The organism is Stutzerimonas kunmingensis, from assembly GCF_002929225.1.
Lineage (GTDB): Bacteria > Pseudomonadota > Gammaproteobacteria > Pseudomonadales > Pseudomonadaceae > Stutzerimonas.
Window position 1 is genome coordinate 65,510 of the sequence record NZ_PISM01000014.1, and the last position, 16,450, is coordinate 81,959.

General features: G+C 62.4%; 15 protein-coding genes. 3 read left to right on the top strand and 12 right to left on the bottom strand.

The window, feature by feature from the left end; translation table 11 throughout:
* Nucleotides 1-3: 3 nt before the first annotated feature.
* The 9 genes from CW305_RS06925 to ccoN (CW305_RS06965) form a co-directional block, all read right to left on the bottom strand.
* Entirely contained in the window at nt 4-504 is a 501-nt protein-coding gene (locus CW305_RS06925) for a FixH family protein (protein WP_044315939.1), read from the bottom strand.
* A 12-nt stretch (nt 505-516) separates the two neighbouring features.
* Nucleotides 517-1,929 (bottom strand): cytochrome c oxidase accessory protein CcoG, encoded by a 1,413-nt coding sequence (gene ccoG / locus CW305_RS06930; RefSeq protein WP_044315940.1) that lies wholly within the window; start codon nt 1,927-1,929, stop codon nt 517-519.
* A 135-nt stretch (nt 1,930-2,064) separates the two neighbouring features.
* Nucleotides 2,065-2,982, bottom strand: a complete 918-nt coding sequence (ccoP, locus tag CW305_RS06935) for a cytochrome-c oxidase, cbb3-type subunit III (RefSeq protein ID WP_023446314.1) — start codon at nt 2,980-2,982, stop codon at nt 2,065-2,067.
* Nucleotides 2,983-3,168 (bottom strand): CcoQ/FixQ family Cbb3-type cytochrome c oxidase assembly chaperone, encoded by a 186-nt coding sequence (locus tag CW305_RS06940; RefSeq protein WP_003301805.1) that lies wholly within the window; start codon nt 3,166-3,168, stop codon nt 2,983-2,985.
* 6 nt (nt 3,169-3,174) lie between these two features.
* Complete coding sequence (gene ccoO, locus CW305_RS06945; protein ID WP_041014125.1) at nt 3,175-3,786, bottom strand: cytochrome-c oxidase, cbb3-type subunit II; 612 nt, start codon at nt 3,784-3,786, stop codon at nt 3,175-3,177.
* A gap of 11 nt (nt 3,787-3,797) precedes the next feature.
* Nucleotides 3,798-5,225 (bottom strand): cytochrome-c oxidase, cbb3-type subunit I, encoded by a 1,428-nt coding sequence (gene ccoN, locus CW305_RS06950; RefSeq protein WP_104097461.1) that lies wholly within the window; start codon nt 5,223-5,225, stop codon nt 3,798-3,800.
* A 352-nt stretch (nt 5,226-5,577) separates the two neighbouring features.
* Entirely contained in the window at nt 5,578-6,513 is a 936-nt protein-coding gene (gene ccoP, locus CW305_RS06955; RefSeq protein ID WP_044316407.1) for a cytochrome-c oxidase, cbb3-type subunit III, read from the bottom strand.
* A 94-nt stretch (nt 6,514-6,607) separates the two neighbouring features.
* Nucleotides 6,608-7,219, bottom strand: a complete 612-nt coding sequence (ccoO, locus tag CW305_RS06960; protein WP_044316406.1) for a cytochrome-c oxidase, cbb3-type subunit II — start codon at nt 7,217-7,219, stop codon at nt 6,608-6,610.
* Nucleotides 7,220-7,232: 13 nt separating this feature from the next.
* Nucleotides 7,233-8,657: a cytochrome-c oxidase, cbb3-type subunit I gene (gene ccoN, locus CW305_RS06965; protein ID WP_041014122.1), complete on the bottom strand. Its 1,425-nt coding sequence runs from the start codon at nt 8,655-8,657 to the stop codon at nt 7,233-7,235.
* A gap of 63 nt (nt 8,658-8,720) precedes the next feature.
* Between ccoN (CW305_RS06965) and CW305_RS06970 the strand changes: the two genes are divergently transcribed.
* Nucleotides 8,721-9,413 carry an alpha/beta family hydrolase gene (locus tag CW305_RS06970; RefSeq protein ID WP_101275581.1) on the top strand — a complete coding sequence of 231 codons (693 nt, stop codon included), beginning with the start codon at nt 8,721-8,723 and terminating at the stop codon, nt 9,411-9,413.
* A 44-nt stretch (nt 9,414-9,457) separates the two neighbouring features.
* Here the strand turns inward: CW305_RS06970 and CW305_RS06975 are convergent, their stop codons facing one another.
* Nucleotides 9,458-11,026 (bottom strand): methyl-accepting chemotaxis protein, encoded by a 1,569-nt coding sequence (locus CW305_RS06975; RefSeq protein WP_042922756.1) that lies wholly within the window; start codon nt 11,024-11,026, stop codon nt 9,458-9,460.
* Between the two features lie 341 nt (nt 11,027-11,367).
* Complete coding sequence (acnA, locus tag CW305_RS06980) at nt 11,368-14,043, bottom strand: aconitate hydratase AcnA (RefSeq protein ID WP_104097462.1); 2,676 nt, start codon at nt 14,041-14,043, stop codon at nt 11,368-11,370.
* Nucleotides 14,044-14,216: 173 nt separating this feature from the next.
* Between acnA and rlmM the strand changes: the two genes are divergently transcribed.
* Both rlmM and tusA read left to right on the top strand, forming a co-directional pair.
* Nucleotides 14,217-15,266 carry a 23S rRNA (cytidine(2498)-2'-O)-methyltransferase RlmM gene (rlmM, locus tag CW305_RS06985; protein WP_104097463.1) on the top strand — a complete coding sequence of 350 codons (1,050 nt, stop codon included), beginning with the start codon at nt 14,217-14,219 and terminating at the stop codon, nt 15,264-15,266.
* A 65-nt stretch (nt 15,267-15,331) separates the two neighbouring features.
* Nucleotides 15,332-15,583, top strand: coding sequence for a sulfurtransferase TusA (gene tusA, locus CW305_RS06990; protein ID WP_014820499.1), 252 nt, complete (start codon nt 15,332-15,334; stop codon nt 15,581-15,583).
* A 29-nt stretch (nt 15,584-15,612) separates the two neighbouring features.
* Here tusA and CW305_RS06995 read toward each other — a convergent pair whose 3' ends face one another.
* A complete protein-coding gene (locus CW305_RS06995) occupies nt 15,613-16,440 on the bottom strand; it encodes a cytochrome c oxidase assembly protein (RefSeq protein WP_104097464.1) in 828 nt (275 codons plus the stop codon).
* Between the last annotated feature and the right edge of the window lie 10 nt (nt 16,441-16,450).

Genomic DNA, 16,450 nt, shown 5'->3' on the forward strand with positions numbered 1-16,450 from the left:
AGCTCAAGGCTTCAGTTCGAGGGCGCGGCCGGTTTCGATGGTTTTTTCCCCGTACAGGCGCCAGTCCTGATCACCTTCGCGACCGAGTAGCTCGATGAAGCGGCGGCCACTGATCGATTCCTGCATCTGGCCCTGATAGATGCCATCACCCTGCGGCTGCAGGATGATGCGGCGGTCGCGCTCGGGCTGGGTCGGAGAGATCAGGTTAAGCACCAGTTGTTGCGGGCGGCTTGTGCCGCTCAGCTGCACTTCGGCCAGGCCGCGTTCATCATTGAGGGCGATGCGTGCCTGCATCTCCAGGCGCTCTGCCAGTTTCTCGCGCTCCAGCGACTGGTTGATGCCCTTGCCGGCGTCGTAATAGTTGTCCGCGACCAGGGTGTCGGCATTCTTGATCGCCAACGTCAGCAGGGACAGACCCAGCACCACAGAGCTCAGCAGGATGGCGATGACAAACCAGGCCCAGAACTGGGTGTACCAACGCGTTTGTTCGTTATCAGAGCGCATGCATTACCTTACTTAGCGGATGCTCGGGCCGATGAAACGGCTGTCTGCATCGTCGTTTATCGAGTCGTCGTCTACCGAGCGAATGTGGAAGACGATTTCATTGGTGCTCGAGGGCAGCTTCTCGGCGGCGATGGACAACTCGACCGGGATCGTGACGAGCTCGCCGCCCTCGGCGCGAATCTCGCTACGGCCTTCGTAGACCAGACCGTCGAGGCCGGTAGCTTCGATCACGAAGGTCTGTTCTTGCTGAGCCTTGTTCATCACCTTGAGGGTGTAGACGTTCTCGATATTGCCCTGCTCGTTCTCGCGGTAGAGCACGCGATCCTTGAGCACGTCGAGTTTTACCAGCGGGCGATCATACACGGCGTAGGAGAACAGCCCCATCATGGCCAGGAGCGCGACGGCGTAACCGATCAGGCGCGGGCGCAGCAGATGAGTCTTCTGGCCGGACAGATTGTGTTCGGTGGTATAGCTGATCAGGCCGCGCGGGTAGTTCATCTTGTCCATGATGGCGTCGCAGGCGTCGATACAGGCGGCGCAACCGATGCACTCGATCTGCAGGCCGTCGCGGATGTCGATGCCGGTCGGACAGACCTGAACGCACATGGTGCAGTCGATGCAGTCGCCAAGGCCCATTGCCTTGTAGTCGGCGTCTTTCTTGCGCGGGCCGCGCTTCTCGCCGCGACGCGGATCGTAGGAAACGATCAGGGTGTCCTTGTCGAACATCACGCTCTGGAAGCGCGCGTACGGGCACATGTAGATGCACACCTGCTCACGCAGGTAGCCAGCACTGCCGTAGGTGGCGAGGGTGAAGAAGCCGATCCAGAATGCCGTCCAGCCATTGACGTTCAGGGTGAGCAGGTCGGGCACCAGATCGCGGATCGGGGTGAAGTAACCGACGAAGGTGATCGCCACGAGGATGCCGACCGCGAGCCAGATGGCATGCTTGGCCAGTTTGCGAAGGAACTTGTTGGCGCTCATCGGCGCCTTGTCGAGCTTCATCCGCTGATTGCGATCACCCTCGGTGATCTTCTCGGCCCACATGAATACCCAGGTGAACACGCTCTGCGGGCATGTGTAGCCGCACCAGACGCGGCCGGCGAAGACGGTGATGAAGAACAGGCCGAAGGCGCAGATGATCAGCAGCCACGACAACAGCATGAAATCCTGAGGCCAGAACGTTGTCCCGAAGATGTGGAATTTGCGCTCTGGCAGGTCCCACCAGACGGCTTGACGACCGTTCCAGTTGAGCCAGACGGTCCCGAAGAAGAGGATGAAGAGTACTGCGCCGCCAACACGTCGCAGGTTGCGGAACAAGCCGCTGAAGGCTCGGGTGTAGATCTTTTCACGCGCGGCGTAAAGGTCTGCTGACGCTCCGGCCTTGGACGGGGGGGTTACATCACGAACGGGGATCTGCTCAGTCATCGAGTGCGTACCACGGCGGAAGGTGGGTGTCCTGGCCGATGCATGCCGACCAGGATCATTTTTCTGTCCAGCTGCGAATGGTACGCCCGGAGCGTTGGGGTCGGGTGCGACAGGTCGTCACCCCGACCCTGTGTATCACTGCTCCGGCTGCTGCGACAGGCTGTAAACGTAAGCCGCCAGCAAGTGCACCTTGTCGTTGCCAAGGATTGCTTCCTGGGCCGGCATGCGGCCATTGCGACCGTAGCGAAGGGTTTGCTGGATCTGGGCAAAGCTCGAACCATATAGCCAGACATTGTCGGTCAGGTTCGGCGCGCCCATGGCTGCAACGCCCTTGGCTTCCGGTCCATGGCAGACTACACAGTTGGTCGCGAAGATTTTTTGACCCTGCTCAATGTCGACGCTGATACCCTCTGGGGTATCACGACCGGACAGGCTGCGCACATAGCCGGCAACGTTGCGGATGCCTTCTTCGCCGATCACGTCCCGCCAGGCCGGCATCGCCGCCTGGCGGCCGTGCAGGATTGTGGTCTTGATGGTTTCCGGCTCGCCGCCCCACAGCCAATCGTTGTCGGTCAGGTTCGGGAAGCCGTAGGCGCCCTTGGCATCGGAGCCGTGGCAGACCGAGCAGTTGGAGGCGAACAGGCGACCGCCCATCTTCAACGCCTGAGCATCCTTGGCGACTTCCTCTACAGGCATGGCGGCGTACTTGGCGAAAAGCGGACCGTACTGCTCGTCCGCCTTGTCCATCTCGCGCTGCCATTCCTTGACCTGAGTCCAGCCACCTTCATAGCCCGGCAGGATGCCTTTCCAGTTGCCCAGGCCGGGGTACAGCACCAGGTAGCCGAGGGCGAAGATGACGGTGCCGACGAACAGCATGAACCACCAGCGCGGCAGCGGGTTGTCGTATTCCTCGATACCGTCATAGGAATGGCCAACGGTTTCTTCAGTGCTGTCAGGGCGTTGGCCCTTGCGAGTTGCCAGTAGCAGCCAGACCAGCGCGGCAATGGTGCCGAGGCTCAGCAGGGTGACGTACCAACTCCAAAACGAGGTCATTTATTTCTTACTCCTGGAAGCTTCTTCATCACGCTTCTTGGCGTCGGTCTCGTCGTCCGCGAAGGGCAGGTTGGCGGCTTCGTCGAAGCTATTCTTGCGTTTGCTGCTGTAAGCCCAGAGCACCACGCCGATAAAGGCGACGAATACCAGAATTGTGCCCAAGCCGCGAAGAGTCCCGATTTCCATCATGCGTTACCGTTTGTTGGTGAGTGCAGTGCCGAGTACTTGCAGGTAAGCCACCATGGCGTCCATTTCGGTCTTGCCACGGACGGCATCCTTGGCGCCGGCGATGTCTTCTTCGGTGTACGGCACGCCGAGAGTGCGCAGTGCCGACATCTTCTTGGCGGTGTCCTTGCCGTCGAGGGTGTTCTCGACCAGCCACGGGTAGGACGGCATCTTCGATTCGGGCACTACGTTGCGCGGGTTGTACAGGTGCGCGCGGTGCCAGTCATCGGAGTAGCGGCCACCGACACGGGCCAGGTCCGGACCGGTACGCTTGGAGCCCCACAGGAACGGATGGTCATAGACGCTTTCGCCGGCGACCGAGTAGTGGCCGTAACGCTCGGTTTCAGCGCGGAACGGACGCACCATCTGCGAGTGGCAGCCGACGCAGCCTTCGCGGATGTACAGGTCGCGGCCTTCCAGCTGCAGCGCGGTGTAGGGCTTCATGCCTTCGACCGGCTCGTTGACGGCGTCCTGGAAGAACAGCGGGACGATCTGGGTCAGACCACCGATGCTCACCGCCAGGATCATGAACAGGGTCAGCAGACCAATGTTCTTTTCGAGTACTTCGTGATTCTTCATCTATCCGTTCCTCAAGCGATCTGCGCAGCAGCGTCGTACTGAGCTGCTTTGGCGGCACGCACAGTGCGCCAGGTGTTGTAGGCCATCAGCAGCATGCCGGCGAGGAAGAAGGCACCGCCGAGTGCACGGACGATGAAGCCGGGGTGGCTAGCTTCCAGTGCCTCGACGAAGGAGTAGGTCAGCGTGCCGTCTTCGTTGATTGCGCGCCACATCAGACCCTGGGTGATGCCGTTGACCCACATCGAGGCGATGTAGAGCACGGTGCCGATGGTGGCCAGCCAGAAGTGCGCATTGATCAGGCCGATGCTGTGCATCTGCTCGCGACCGAACACTTTCGGGATCAGGTGGTACATGGAGCCGATGGTGATCATCGCAACCCAGCCGAGGGCGCCGGCGTGAACGTGGCCGATGGTCCAGTCGGTGTAGTGCGAGAGGGCGTTGACGGTCTTGATCGCCATCATCGGACCTTCGAAGGTCGACATGCCGTAGAACGCCAGCGATACCACCAGGAAGCGCAGGATCGGATCGGTGCGCAGCTTATGCCAGGCGCCCGAGAGGGTCATCATGCCGTTGATCATGCCGCCCCAGCTCGGAGCCAGCAGGATGATCGACATCACCATGCCCAGGCTTTGTGCCCAGTCCGGCAGGGCGGTGTAGTGCAGGTGGTGCGGACCGGCCCAGATATAAAGGGTGATCAGCGCCCAGAAGTGAACGATCGACAGGCGATAGGAATACACCGGGCGCTCGGCCTGCTTCGGCACGAAGTAATACATCATGCCCAGGAAGCCGGTGGTCAGGAAGAAGCCCACGGCGTTGTGGCCGTACCACCATTGCACCATCGCGTCGGTCGCACCCGAATAGATCGAGTAGGACTTGAACCAGGACACCGGGATTTCCAGGTTGTTGACGATGTGCAGCATCGCCGTAACCAGGATGAACGCGCCGAAGAACCAGTTACCCACATAGATGTGCTTGGCCTTGCGCTTCATGATCGTGCCGAAGAACACGCCGATGTACGACACCCACACCAGCGTGAGCAGGATGTCGATCGGCCACTCCAGTTCCGCGTATTCCTTGGAGCTGGTGAAGCCCTGTGGAAGCGTGATGACTGCAAGCACGATCACAGCCTGCCAACCCCAGAAGGTGAAGGCCGCGAGTCCGTCGGAGAACAGACGCGCCTGGCAAGTGCGCTGAACCACGTAATAGGACGTGGCAAACAGTGCGCAACCACCGAATGCGAAGATAACCGCGTTTGTGTGCAATGGTCGTAGACGGCCGAAGCTCGTCCACGGCAGGTCGAAGTTGAGCGAGGGCCACACCAACTGCGCGGCGATCAAAACACCCAGGCCCATCCCGATGATTCCCCATACCACCGTCATGATGGCGAATTGGCGAACCACCTTATAGTTATAAGCAGTCTCACTTATTGCTGTGCTCATGCAAGGCTTCCACGCTAATGGCATTTTCGAAGGCAAAAACGGCGGCAAGTATGGAGAAAGCATGGGGGCAATGCAAACGACGCCCGGGCTCTCTTTGCTGGCCAAAACCCTGATTTAAAGCGTTTTCCATGCGCTGCGCAGGGATGTTTCGCACCAGGCCGGTGCGCTAGAAATACCGAGTTCGCCTTATGCTTCTAGGTGGTGCGGCGAGTCGGAAGCAAAGCTTAGAAGTGCGTGGGCGGGCGGGGAAGGTCTTCGGTCGGCTGATGATGCGACAGATGGTCGCAGCGCGACGAGAGTTGCCTGAAGACAAGGCGAGAAGGGCGGTACGAGTGTACCGCCCTTTTACGACTTACTGCTTGGCGAGTTGTTCCGGTTTCTGCGACAAGCTGTAGACGTAGGCGGCGAGCAGGTGAACCTTGTCGTCGCCCAGGTACTGCTGCTGGGCAGGCATCTGGCCGTTGCGGCCGTGGCGGATGGTCTGCTGCAGCTGGGCGAGGCTCGAGCCGTAGATCCAGCCGGAGGCATGCTGGAGATTCGGCGCACCCAGTGCCGCCATACCTTCTCCACCCTGGCCGTGGCAGACGGAGCAGGTCTGTGCATAGACCTCTTTGCCTTTGCCCAGATCAGCGTCGGTGCCTTCCGGCAGCGCCAGGCCAGCGAGTTCCTTACGGACGAAGGCTGCCACGTTCTTCACGCCTTCCTCGCCGATAGCCTGACCCCAGGCCGGCATTGCTGCGATACGGCCGTTGAGGATGCTGGTCTTGATCGAGGCTGCATCACCACCCCAGCGCCAGTCATGGTCAGCCAGGTTCGGGAAGCCCAGGGAGCCCTTGGCATCGGAACCATGGCAGATGGCGCAGTAGTTGGCGAACAGGCGAGCACCCATCTTCACGGCTTGCTCGTCCTGAGCGACTTCTGCCACCGACATGGCAGCGTACTTGGCGAAGATCGGACCGTATTTTTCATCGGCCTGAGCGACCTCGCGCTCCCACTGCTTTTCCTGAGTCCAGCCACCCTCGTAGCCGGGCAGTACGCCTTTCCAGTTACCCAGGCCCGGATAGAGCACGAGGTAAAGGATGCCGAACACCAGGGTGCCGATGAACAGCAGGAACCACCAGCGCGGCAGCGGGTTGTCGTATTCCTCGATGCCGTCGAAGGCATGACCCATCGTTTGGTCCGTGGTGCCGGCCGACTCGCCCTTGCGGGTGGCGAAGATCAGCCAGAACAGAGCGACGATGGTGCCCAGCGTCAGCAGGGCGATGTATCCACTCCAGAAAGTGCTCATGTGCTACTCCTGGACAGCCCGAGCAACTCTGGCTGTCCGCGATTGAAGTCCCTGACGGCTGCGAAGCCAGCCGTCATTTTTCTTGGCTGTGCGATTAGCGCTTGTTGGTCAGAGCCGTGCCGAGCACCTGAAGATAGGCCACCATGGCGTCCATCTCGGTCTTGCCATTGACGGAGTCGCGAGCGCCGGCGATGTCCTCTTCGGTGTACGGCACACCGAGGGTGCGCAGTGCCGACATCTTCTTGGCGGTGTCCTTGCCGTCGAGGGTGTTCTCGACCAGCCACGGGTAGGACGGCATCTTCGACTCGGGCACTACGTTGCGCGGGTTGTACAGGTGCGCGCGGTGCCAGTCATCGGAGTAACGGCCACCGACACGGGCCAGGTCCGGACCGGTACGCTTGGAGCCCCACAGGAACGGATGGTCATAGACGCTTTCGCCAGCGACCGAGTAGTGGCCGTAACGCTCGGTTTCGGCGCGGAACGGACGGATCATCTGCGAGTGGCAGCCGACACAGCCTTCGCGGATGTACAGATCGCGGCCTTCCAGTTGCAGCGCGGTGTAAGGCTTCATGCCTTCGACCGGCTCGTTGACGGCGTCTTGGAAGAACAGCGGGACGATCTGGGTCAGACCGCCGATGCTCACCGCCAGGATCATGAACAGGGTCAACAGCCCGACGTTCTTTTCTAGTTTCTCGTGCGATTTCATTTACCTAGGCTCCTCAGGCGATCTGCGCGGCAGCGTCGTACTCGGCGGGCTTGGCAGCCTGCACGGTGCGCCAGGTGTTGTAGGCCATCACCAGCATGCCGGCGAAGAAGATCGCGCCACCGATCATCCGCACCACGAAACCGGGGTGGCTGGCTTCCAGTGCTTCGACGAAGGAGTAGGTCAGCGTGCCGTCGTCGTTGATCGCGCGCCACATCAGGCCCTGGGCGATACCGTTGACCCACATCGAGGCGATGTAGAGCACGGTGCCGATGGTGGCCAGCCAGAAGTGGGTGTTGATCAGCGCGACGCTGTGCATCTGAGCGCGGCCGAAGACCTTCGGAATCAGGTGATACAGCGCGCCGATGGACACCATGGCAACCCAGCCGAGGGCGCCGGCGTGTACGTGGCCGATGGTCCAGTCGGTGTAGTGCGAGAGGGCGTTGACGGTCTTGATGGCCATCATCGGACCTTCGAAGGTCGACATGCCGTAGAACGCCAGCGAAACCACCAGGAAGCGCAGGATCGGGTCGCTGCGCAGTTTGTGCCAGGCGCCCGAGAGGGTCATCATGCCGTTGATCATGCCGCCCCAGCTCGGAGCCAGCAGAATCAGCGACATCACCATGCCCAGGCTCTGCGCCCAATCCGGCAGAGCGGTGTAGTGCAGGTGGTGCGGACCGGCCCAGATGTAGACGGTGATCAGTGCCCAGAAGTGGACGATCGACAGGCGATAGGAATACACCGGACGTTCGGCCTGCTTCGGCACGAAGTAGTACATGATCCCGAGGAAGCCGGCGGTGAGGAAGAAGCCCACGGCGTTGTGGCCGTACCACCATTGCACCATCGCATCGGTCGCACCGGCATACAGCGAGTAGGACTTCATCGCACTGACCGGAATTTCCAGGTTGTTGACGATGTGCAGAATGGCCACGGTCAGGATGAAGGCGCCGAAGAACCAGTTACCGACGTAGATGTGCTTGACCTTGCGCGTCGCCAGCGTACCGAAGAAGACGACCGCATAGGCCACCCAGACGATGGTGATCAGGATGTCGATCGGCCACTCCAGTTCCGCATATTCCTTGGAGCTGGTGAAGCCCAGCGGCAGGGAGATCGCGGCGAGCAGGATGACCAGCTGCCAGCCCCAGAACGTGAACGCGGCCAACTTCGGCGCGAACAGTGTGGTCTGACAGGTACGCTGTACCGAGTAGTAGGACGTTGCGAACAGAGCACAGCCGCCGAAGGCGAAGATCACCGCGTTGGTGTGCAATGGACGTAGACGACCGAAACTGGTCCAGGGGAGGTCAAGGTTCAGAAATGGCCAGGCCAATTGTGCTGCGATGAAAACGCCGAGCCCCATCCCGACGATTCCCCACACCACCGTCATGATGGCGAATTGGCGGACCACCTTGTAACTGTAGGCGGTACTGGTTGCTGTGTTCATGTATGGGCTTCCATCCACGGGTAATGAGCAGTTTTTTTCTTTCTAATAGAAAGCGGGGCAAGGATGGGGAAAGGGCAATCTGCCGGTATTGACACGGATCAATACACACAAAGTGACAAAGGGCATCTCGTCAGGTGGAACCAGCCGTCTGGCGGCGCCTGGGTGAGCCTGATCCTGGCGCATGGTGCAGGCGCACCGATGGACAGCCCGTTCATGGAGCAAATGGCTGCGCGCCTTGCTGCGCGCGGGATAGCGGTTTGCCGATTCGAGTTCGCCTACATGGCGGCGCGACGTGCCGGGGCAGGCAAGCGGCCGCCCAGTCCACAGGCTCAATTGTTGGCCCAATGGCGTGAAGTCCATGCCCTGGTGCGACAGCAGGCCACAGGACCGCTGGCCATCGGTGGCAAGTCGATGGGGGGGCGAATGGCCAGTTTGCTGGCCGATGAGTTGGGCGCGGACGCGCTGGTCTGCCTGGGTTATCCGTTCTATGCCGCCGGCAAGCCGGAAAAGCCTCGGGTGGCGCATCTCGCCACGCTGCAGACGCCGACCCTGGTTGTCCAGGGTGAGCGCGACGCCTTGGGTGATCATGAAACGGTGGAGCAGTACGCGCTATCCCCGGCGATTGCGCTGCACTGGCTGGCCGCCGCCGATCACGATCTCAAACCGCTGAAACGCTCGGGCCTGAGCCACGACCAGCACCTCGACAGTACTGCCGATGCGATTGCCGCGTTTCTCCAGGGTGTGATCTCGCACTGAGCGCTGCCTGCAGCCGGATCGAGCGATACCGGCTGCGGCTTTTCCTAGCGGTTGAAGCGCTCGACCAGGGCGTACTGCCCTTGCGCCGTGGCGGCGAGGTCCTCGCTGAGCAGCGCAGAGCTGCGCGCGTCACCGGTGGTCTGTTCGGCCAGCTGGGCGATGGTGCTGACGTTGTTGCTGATCTCGTCGGCCACCGCGCTCTGCTGCTCCGTCGCGGACGCGATCTGCGTGGTCATGTCGATGATATTGCCCATCGCCTCATTGATCCCGCTGAGGGCCTGATCGGCCTGGACCACCTGATCGACGCCGCGCGTCGCATGCACGCGGCCATCCTCGGTGGTCTGCACGGCGTGGCGCGCCTGCGACTGAAGCTTCTCGATCAGTTGATGGATCTCACCCGTGGCACTGGCCGTTCGTTGGGCAAGCTGGCGGACTTCGTCGGCGACCACCGCGAAGCCGCGGCCACTTTCACCGGCACGCGCAGCCTCGATCGCGGCGTTGAGTGCCAGCAGGTTGGTCTGGTCGGCGATGCTCTTGATCACATCGACCACGCTGCCGATCGCCTCGCTGTCGTTGGCCAGTTGGTTGACCGCTTCGCCCGTCTTGGCGACGGATTCGGATAGCTGCTGAATGGCCTTGCGTGTCTCGGCAGTGACCGCACGGCCCTGATCGGTGAGGCGGCTGGCCTCTCGGGTCGCGTCGGCGGCCAGCGCGACGTTGCCGGCGACTTCCTGCGTCGTCGCGGCCATCTCGTTGATCGCCGTTGCGACCTGCTCGGTTTCCTGATGCTGCTGCACCAGGCCGTTGGCACAGTTCTGTGCCAGCGAGTCGGCCTGTTTGGCTTGCCCTTGCAACTGCACGGCCATGTCCTGCAGGCGCGTGAGGCAGGTCTTCAGGTGCGCATGCTGGCTGAGCATCGCCATTTCCAGCTGGGCTTCGACCCCGCTGCTGTCGGTATACATGCGTGCGATGAGCGGGTCACTGGTGCTCTCGCTCGCCAGCTGCAACAGGCGCTTTATGCCACGTTGCTGCCAGTGCAGCGCGACCAGACCGAACGGTACGGCCAGCAGCGCGGCGGCGATGAACCCCAATGCATGATCGAAGCTGGCCCCGACCAGAAATCCTATCTGGCTGATGACCAGAAACGGCAGCCATTTGCTCAATACGGGCAGCCAGGTATCGCGGCGGGGCACGCCGGACTTGCCGGAATTGATGCGTGCATACAGGGCTTCGGCTCGCTGAATCTGCTCGCGGGTCGGTTTGGTCCGCACCGACTCATAGCCCGTCACCTGGCGCTGCTGATCTAAAATGGGCGTGACGTAGGCGTTGACCCAATAATGGTCGCCGGTCTTGCGCCGGTTCTTGACGATGCCCATCCATGGCTTGCCCTGCTTGAGGGTCGTCCACATGTGGTCGAACACGGCCGGCGGCACATCCGGATGGCGCACCAGGTTATGCGGCGCGCGAATCAGTTCGTCACGAGCGAAGCCGCTGACCTCGGCAAATATGTCGTTGCAGTAGGTGATCTGGCCTTTGAGGTCGGTGGTCGAGATGAGGCGTTGCTGATCAGGAAACGCGTATTCACGCTGAGTTACGGGTTGATTGTTACGCATCGACTATCACGCCTGGCAGAGGAATCGTAGGGTGTCGCACCCGACCTTATGTTTTTCTAATGGGTCAGGCTGACCAGTTGGTCGGCCGGAGAGTGGCGTTCTTGAGCCAAAGCTGATTCGTGGATCAGCTTCTCCTGCGCACAGGCGACCAGCGGCAGCCATGGCTTAATGGTTCTGTAACGGGTTTTGGGCATTGTCGGTGCGTGTCCGGTGCTTCGCTATGCGAAGCGAACTCAGGGAGCCGGGCAGCGGGCAGGGACGTCAGGGCAGCTGGAAACCAATCGCCGAAGGACCGGCGGACGCCGATGCGAAAGGAATCGCATCGGCGTTTCCGGTTTCGCTCAGCTCCCGATCAGCTGGCGCAGCACGTAGTGCAGAATCCCGCCAGCCTTGAAGTACTGCACCTCGTTGAGCGTATCGATGCGGCTCAGCACCTGGAACGAGTCACGCGAACCATCGGCGCGCTCTACATCCACGGTCAGCATCTGGCGCGGCGCGATATCGGCGCCTAGACCGCGGATCGACAACTTCTCCGTACCGTTCAGGCCCAGCGACTGGCGCGTCTGATCACCGACGAACTGCAACGCCAACACGCCCATGCCGATCAGGTTGGAGCGATGGATGCGCTCGAAGCTCTCGGCGATCACCGCCTTGACGCCCAGCAGATTGGTGCCCTTGGCCGCCCAGTCACGGCTGGAACCGGTGCCGTATTCCTTGCCGGCGATCACCACCAGCGGTACGCCCTCGGCCTGGTAGCGCATGGCGGCGTCGTAGATCGAGAGCTTCTCGCCACTCGGCTGATAGAGCGTGTTGCCACCTTCCTCCCCTCCGAGCATCTCGTTCTTGATGCGGATATTGGCGAAAGTGCCGCGCATCATCACTTCATGGTTGCCGCGCCGCGAACCATAGGAGTTGAAGTCCTCCGGCGCCACGCCCAGCGACTGCAGATAGGTGCCGGCCGGTGAGCTGGCCTTGATATTGCCGGCCGGTGAGATGTGGTCGGTGGTGATCGAGTCGCCGAACAAGGCCAGCACGCGAGCGTTTTCGACATCTGCCGGTGGGGTCGGAGGCTGGCCGATATCCTCGAAGTAGGGCGGGTTCTGCACGTAGCTGGAGCCAGCGTCCCACGCGTAGGTATCTCCGGCGCTGACCGGAATCTTCTGCCAGTGCTCGTCGCCGCTGAACACGTCGGCATAACGGCTGCGGAACATCTGGCCATCGATGCTCGCCACCGCTTCGGCGATTTCCGCGCTGCTCGGCCAGATGTCCTTCAGGTACACCGGCTGGTTTTGCGCGTCATAGCCCAGCGGTTCGCGGTCCATGTCGATGCGTGTGGTGCCGGCCAGTGCAAAGGCGACCACCAGCGGCGGCGAGGCCAGCCAGTTGGCCTTGACCAACGGATGTACGCGCCCTTCGAAGTTACGGTTGCCAGACAGTACGGAAGAAACGATCAGATCGTTATCGGTGATCGCCTGGCCGATGGCATCCGGCAGCGGCCCGGAGTTGCCGATGCAGGTGGTGCAGCCGTAGCCCACCAGGTTGAAGCCGAGTTCGTCGAGATAGCGGGTCAGGCCGGCGCGCTCGAGGTAGTCGGTTACCACCTTCGAGCCGGGCGCCAGAGAGGTTTTGACCCAGGGTTGGCGTTGCAGGCCGCGCTCGATGGCCTTCTTCGCAACCAGGCCGGCGGCCATCAGCACGTTCGGGTTCGAGGTATTGGTGCAGGAGGTGATGGCTGCGATCACCACCGCGCCGTGCTTGAGCTGGAACTGTTCACCGGCGACCGCAAACTCGGTATCGGCCTGCTGCTTGCGCCCGCCGGTTTCCAGTAGCAGGTCGAAGTTGGCGCCGATATCGCCGAGCGTGACCCGGTCCTGCGGGCGCTTGGGCCCGGCTACGGACGGCTGCACCTGGGCCAGGTCCAGCTCCAGGGTAGCGGTGAACACAGGGTCCGGCGAATTGCTGTCACGCCACATGCCCTGAGCCTTGCTGTAGGCCTCGACCAAGGCAATGCGCTCCTCGTTGCGGCCGGTCAGGCGCAGGTAGTCGATGGTGATCTGGTCGACCGGGAAGAAGCCGCAGGTAGCGCCGTACTCGGGCGCCATGTTGCCGATGGTGGCACGGTCGGCCAGCGGCAGGTGATCCAGCCCCGGGCCGTAGAACTCGACGAATTTGCCGACCACGCCGTGCTTGCGCAGCATCTGCGTCACGGTCAGCACCAGGTCGGTGGCGGTGACGCCCTCGTTGAGCTTGCCGCTGAGGCGGAAACCGATCACCTCGGGAATCAGCATCGACACCGGTTGGCCGAGCATCGCCGCTTCGGCCTCGATGCCGCCGACACCCCAGCCGAGCACGCCGAGGCCATTGATCATGGTGGTGTGCGAATCGGTGCCGACCAGGGTGTCCGGGTAGGCGACGGTTTCGCCGTTCTCTTCGCGGGTCCAGACAACCTGGCCGAGGTATTCCAGGTTGACCTGGTGGCAGATGCCGGTACCCGGCGGCACCACGCTGAAGTTGTCGAAGGCCTGCTGGCCCCAGCGCAGGAACTCGTAGCGTTCGCCGTTGCGCTGCATCTCGATCTCGACGTTCTGCTCGAAAGCCTGGTCGCTGCCGAAGCGGTCGACCATCACCGAGTGGTCGATCACCAGGTCCACCGGCGACAGCGGGTTGATCTTCTGCGGATCACCGCCGGCCCTGGCCACGGCATCGCGCATGGCCGCGAGGTCGACTACTGCCGGGACGCCGGTGAAGTCCTGCATCAGCACCCGGGCGGGGCGGTACTGGATTTCCTGGTCCGAGCTGCGGGTTTGCAGCCAGCTCACCAGCGATCTGAGATCGTCGCTGCGTACGGTCACGTCGTCTTCCCAGCGCAGCAGGTTCTCCAGCAGCACCTTCAGGGAGGTGGGCAGTCGGCTGATGTCGCCCAGCTGGGCGGCTGCGTCGGGAAGGCTGTAGTAGTGGTAGGTCTTGCCGGCAACCTCGAGGCTGCGGCGACATTTCAGGCTATCCAGGGAAGGCATTCCTCATCTCCTTGTGCCCACACGGTGAGGGCTGGCTGATGAACGAGCTTTGAAACTAGCCCTAGGGCAGGTGTTTCGCTACTGCACTGGACCGGGCCATGCGGGCGAGGGTTCCCGTGGTCGGCTATGATGCGCGGCTTTGGCGCATGCCCGACCGCTGACAGGATTCTAACATGAACACATTGCTGCTGCATTGCCGCCCTGGTTTCGAGGGCGAGGTCTGCGCGGAAATCAGCGAGCACGCCGCCATCCTGGACGTGGCCGGCTACGCCAAGGCACGGCCAGAGAGCGCCTGTGCGGAGTTCATCTGCAGCGAAAGTGGCGGCGCCGAGCGGCTGATGCGCAAGCTGCGTTTCGCCGAGCTAATCTTTCCGCGGCAATGGGCACGTGGCGACTACCTGCAGCTTCCGGAAACCGATCGCATCAGCGTGTTGCTGGCGCACCTGGCGGACTACCCGGTGTGCAGCAGCCTGTGGCTGGAGGTGCTGGATACCAACGATGGCAAGGAGCTTTCCAACTTCTGCCGCAAGTTCGAGGCGCCGCTGCGCAAGGCGCTGGTCAAGGCCGGGCGCCTCGACGAGCAGGGCAAGGGGCCGCGCCTTCTGCTCACGTTCAAGAGCGGTCGCGAAGTATTCGTCGGCATCGCCGAGGCGAACAACAGTGCGCTGTGGCCGATGGGCATCCCGCGCCTGAAGTTTCCGCGCCAGGCACCCAGCCGCTCGACGCTCAAGCTGGAGGAGGCCTGGCACCATTTCATCCCGCGAGAGCAGTGGGATACGCGGCTGGCGGCGGGCATGACCGGAGTCGATCTCGGCGCGGCGCCGGGCGGCTGGACCTGGCAGCTGGTCAACCGGCATATCAAGGTCAGCGCGGTGGACAACGGGCCGATGAACGCCGACCTGATGGATTCCGGGCTGGTGGAACATTTTCGCGCCGACGGCTTTACCTTTCGCCCGAAAAGGCCGGTGGACTGGATGGTCTGCGACATCGTCGAGAAGCCGGCGCGCAATGCTGCACTGCTGGAAACCTGGATCGGCGAGGGCCTGTGCCGCGAGGCGGTGGTGAACCTCAAGCTGCCGATGAAGCAGCGCTACGCCGAGGTCAAGCGGCTGCTGGAGCGCATCGCCGATGGCCTGGCCGCGCGCGGCGTCAAGGCCAGCATCGGCTGCAAGCAGCTGTACCACGACCGCGAAGAGGTGACCTGCCACCTGCGGCGTCTCTGATCAGCCAGCGGATGACCCGCCTGCGCGCATGCGTAACAATGCACGCCAGTTTTCCGGAGCCCAAGATGACCCAATCAGCTGAAATGTCCGTCGATGCCGTGCTCGATGCCAGCGGCCTGAACTGCCCCGAGCCGGTGATGATGTTGCACAACAAGGTGCGCGATCTGGCCGGTGGTGCGCTGCTCAAGGTGATCGCGACCGATCCCTCGACCCAGCGAGATATTCCGAAGTTCTGCATCTTTCTTGGCCATGACCTGGTCGAGCAGCAGGAAGCGGCTGGCACCTACCTCTACTGGATTCGTAAGAAGAGCGAGTGAGCGACGCGGCTGCACGCTCGTTCGCAGCCTCAGCCCAGCTCCTCTCGGGCCGCACCCGTTTGCTGGCGCCGCCACATGCGGGTCAGCCAGCGCCAGGTGATCCAGCCGCCACCGATCAGATAGATAAGCCCACCGGGTACCCACATAATCAGGCCGGCGAGTTGCTGGTCGTCCACCGAGCGACCTTCGCCATAGAACGAGACGGTGCCGAAGGTTAGCAGGGCGCCCAGCAGGCCGGTGTGCATCAGCGTCAGCAACACGGCCATCAACGCCTGGGGCACCTGCTTCGGATTGGCGCGCAGCACCGACCACCAGAACAGCCAACCGGTGAACAGGAAGCACGCATGTTCGAAGGCGTGCCACCAGAGGTTGTCCAGCGCCAGCACATAGAGCTTCGGCGTGTGCCAGATCCAGATGATCGCACCATGCAGCAGCGCCAGCAGCGTGGGGTAGCGGCCGGCGCGCAGAATGCCGGTCCACAGCGGCTGGGCAAAGCGGCCGGTGACGCCGCGCCATTGCGGCAGCGGCCGGGCCATCGCCCACAGCGGCGCGATCACGATGATGAACAGCATGTGCTGGGTCATGTGCCAGCTGGTGCTGCTTTCCGCCCAGTCGTCGATGGGGCCGAAAACCGAGAACACCGCCAGCAGCATGGCGCTGTGAAAGCAGAGGGCCTCGCTCCGCCGCGGCGGTACCTTGCGGGCGCCCAGCACATAGAGCAGCCAGGCGGCCGCGACCAGCACCGCCGTGAGCAGCAATGGCGCGCGGTCCAGCAGGTGGGCATCGAAAAGGCCATGGGCCTGCGCCGATACCGGCAGGAAGATGGCGGTCAAGGCTGCAGCGGCTGTCCAGCGCATCGACGGCCGG

Excerpts from the sequence above, each read along its gene's own strand:
- CW305_RS06925 (WP_044315939.1), bottom strand. The coding sequence starts at position 504 with ATGCGCTCTGATAACGAACAAACGCGTTGGTACACCCAGTTCTGGGCC.
- ccoG (WP_044315940.1), bottom strand. The coding sequence starts at position 1,929 with ATGACTGAGCAGATCCCCGTTCGTGATGTAACCCCCCCGTCCAAGGCC.
- ccoP (WP_023446314.1), bottom strand. The coding sequence starts at position 2,982 with ATGACCTCGTTTTGGAGTTGGTACGTCACCCTGCTGAGCCTCGGCACC.
- CW305_RS06940 (WP_003301805.1), bottom strand. The coding sequence starts at position 3,168 with ATGGAAATCGGGACTCTTCGCGGCTTGGGCACAATTCTGGTATTCGTC.
- ccoO (WP_041014125.1), bottom strand. The coding sequence starts at position 3,786 with ATGAAGAATCACGAAGTACTCGAAAAGAACATTGGTCTGCTGACCCTG.
- ccoN (WP_104097461.1), bottom strand. The coding sequence starts at position 5,225 with ATGAGCACAGCAATAAGTGAGACTGCTTATAACTATAAGGTGGTTCGC.
- ccoP (WP_044316407.1), bottom strand. The coding sequence starts at position 6,513 with ATGAGCACTTTCTGGAGTGGATACATCGCCCTGCTGACGCTGGGCACC.
- ccoO (WP_044316406.1), bottom strand. The coding sequence starts at position 7,219 with ATGAAATCGCACGAGAAACTAGAAAAGAACGTCGGGCTGTTGACCCTG.
- ccoN (WP_041014122.1), bottom strand. The coding sequence starts at position 8,657 with ATGAACACAGCAACCAGTACCGCCTACAGTTACAAGGTGGTCCGCCAA.
- CW305_RS06970 (WP_101275581.1), top strand. The coding sequence starts at position 8,721 with ATGGGGAAAGGGCAATCTGCCGGTATTGACACGGATCAATACACACAA.
- CW305_RS06975 (WP_042922756.1), bottom strand. The coding sequence starts at position 11,026 with ATGCGTAACAATCAACCCGTAACTCAGCGTGAATACGCGTTTCCTGAT.
- acnA (WP_104097462.1), bottom strand. The coding sequence starts at position 14,043 with ATGCCTTCCCTGGATAGCCTGAAATGTCGCCGCAGCCTCGAGGTTGCC.
- rlmM (WP_104097463.1), top strand. The coding sequence starts at position 14,217 with ATGAACACATTGCTGCTGCATTGCCGCCCTGGTTTCGAGGGCGAGGTC.
- tusA (WP_014820499.1), top strand. The coding sequence starts at position 15,332 with ATGACCCAATCAGCTGAAATGTCCGTCGATGCCGTGCTCGATGCCAGC.
- CW305_RS06995 (WP_104097464.1), bottom strand. The coding sequence starts at position 16,440 with ATGCGCTGGACAGCCGCTGCAGCCTTGACCGCCATCTTCCTGCCGGTA.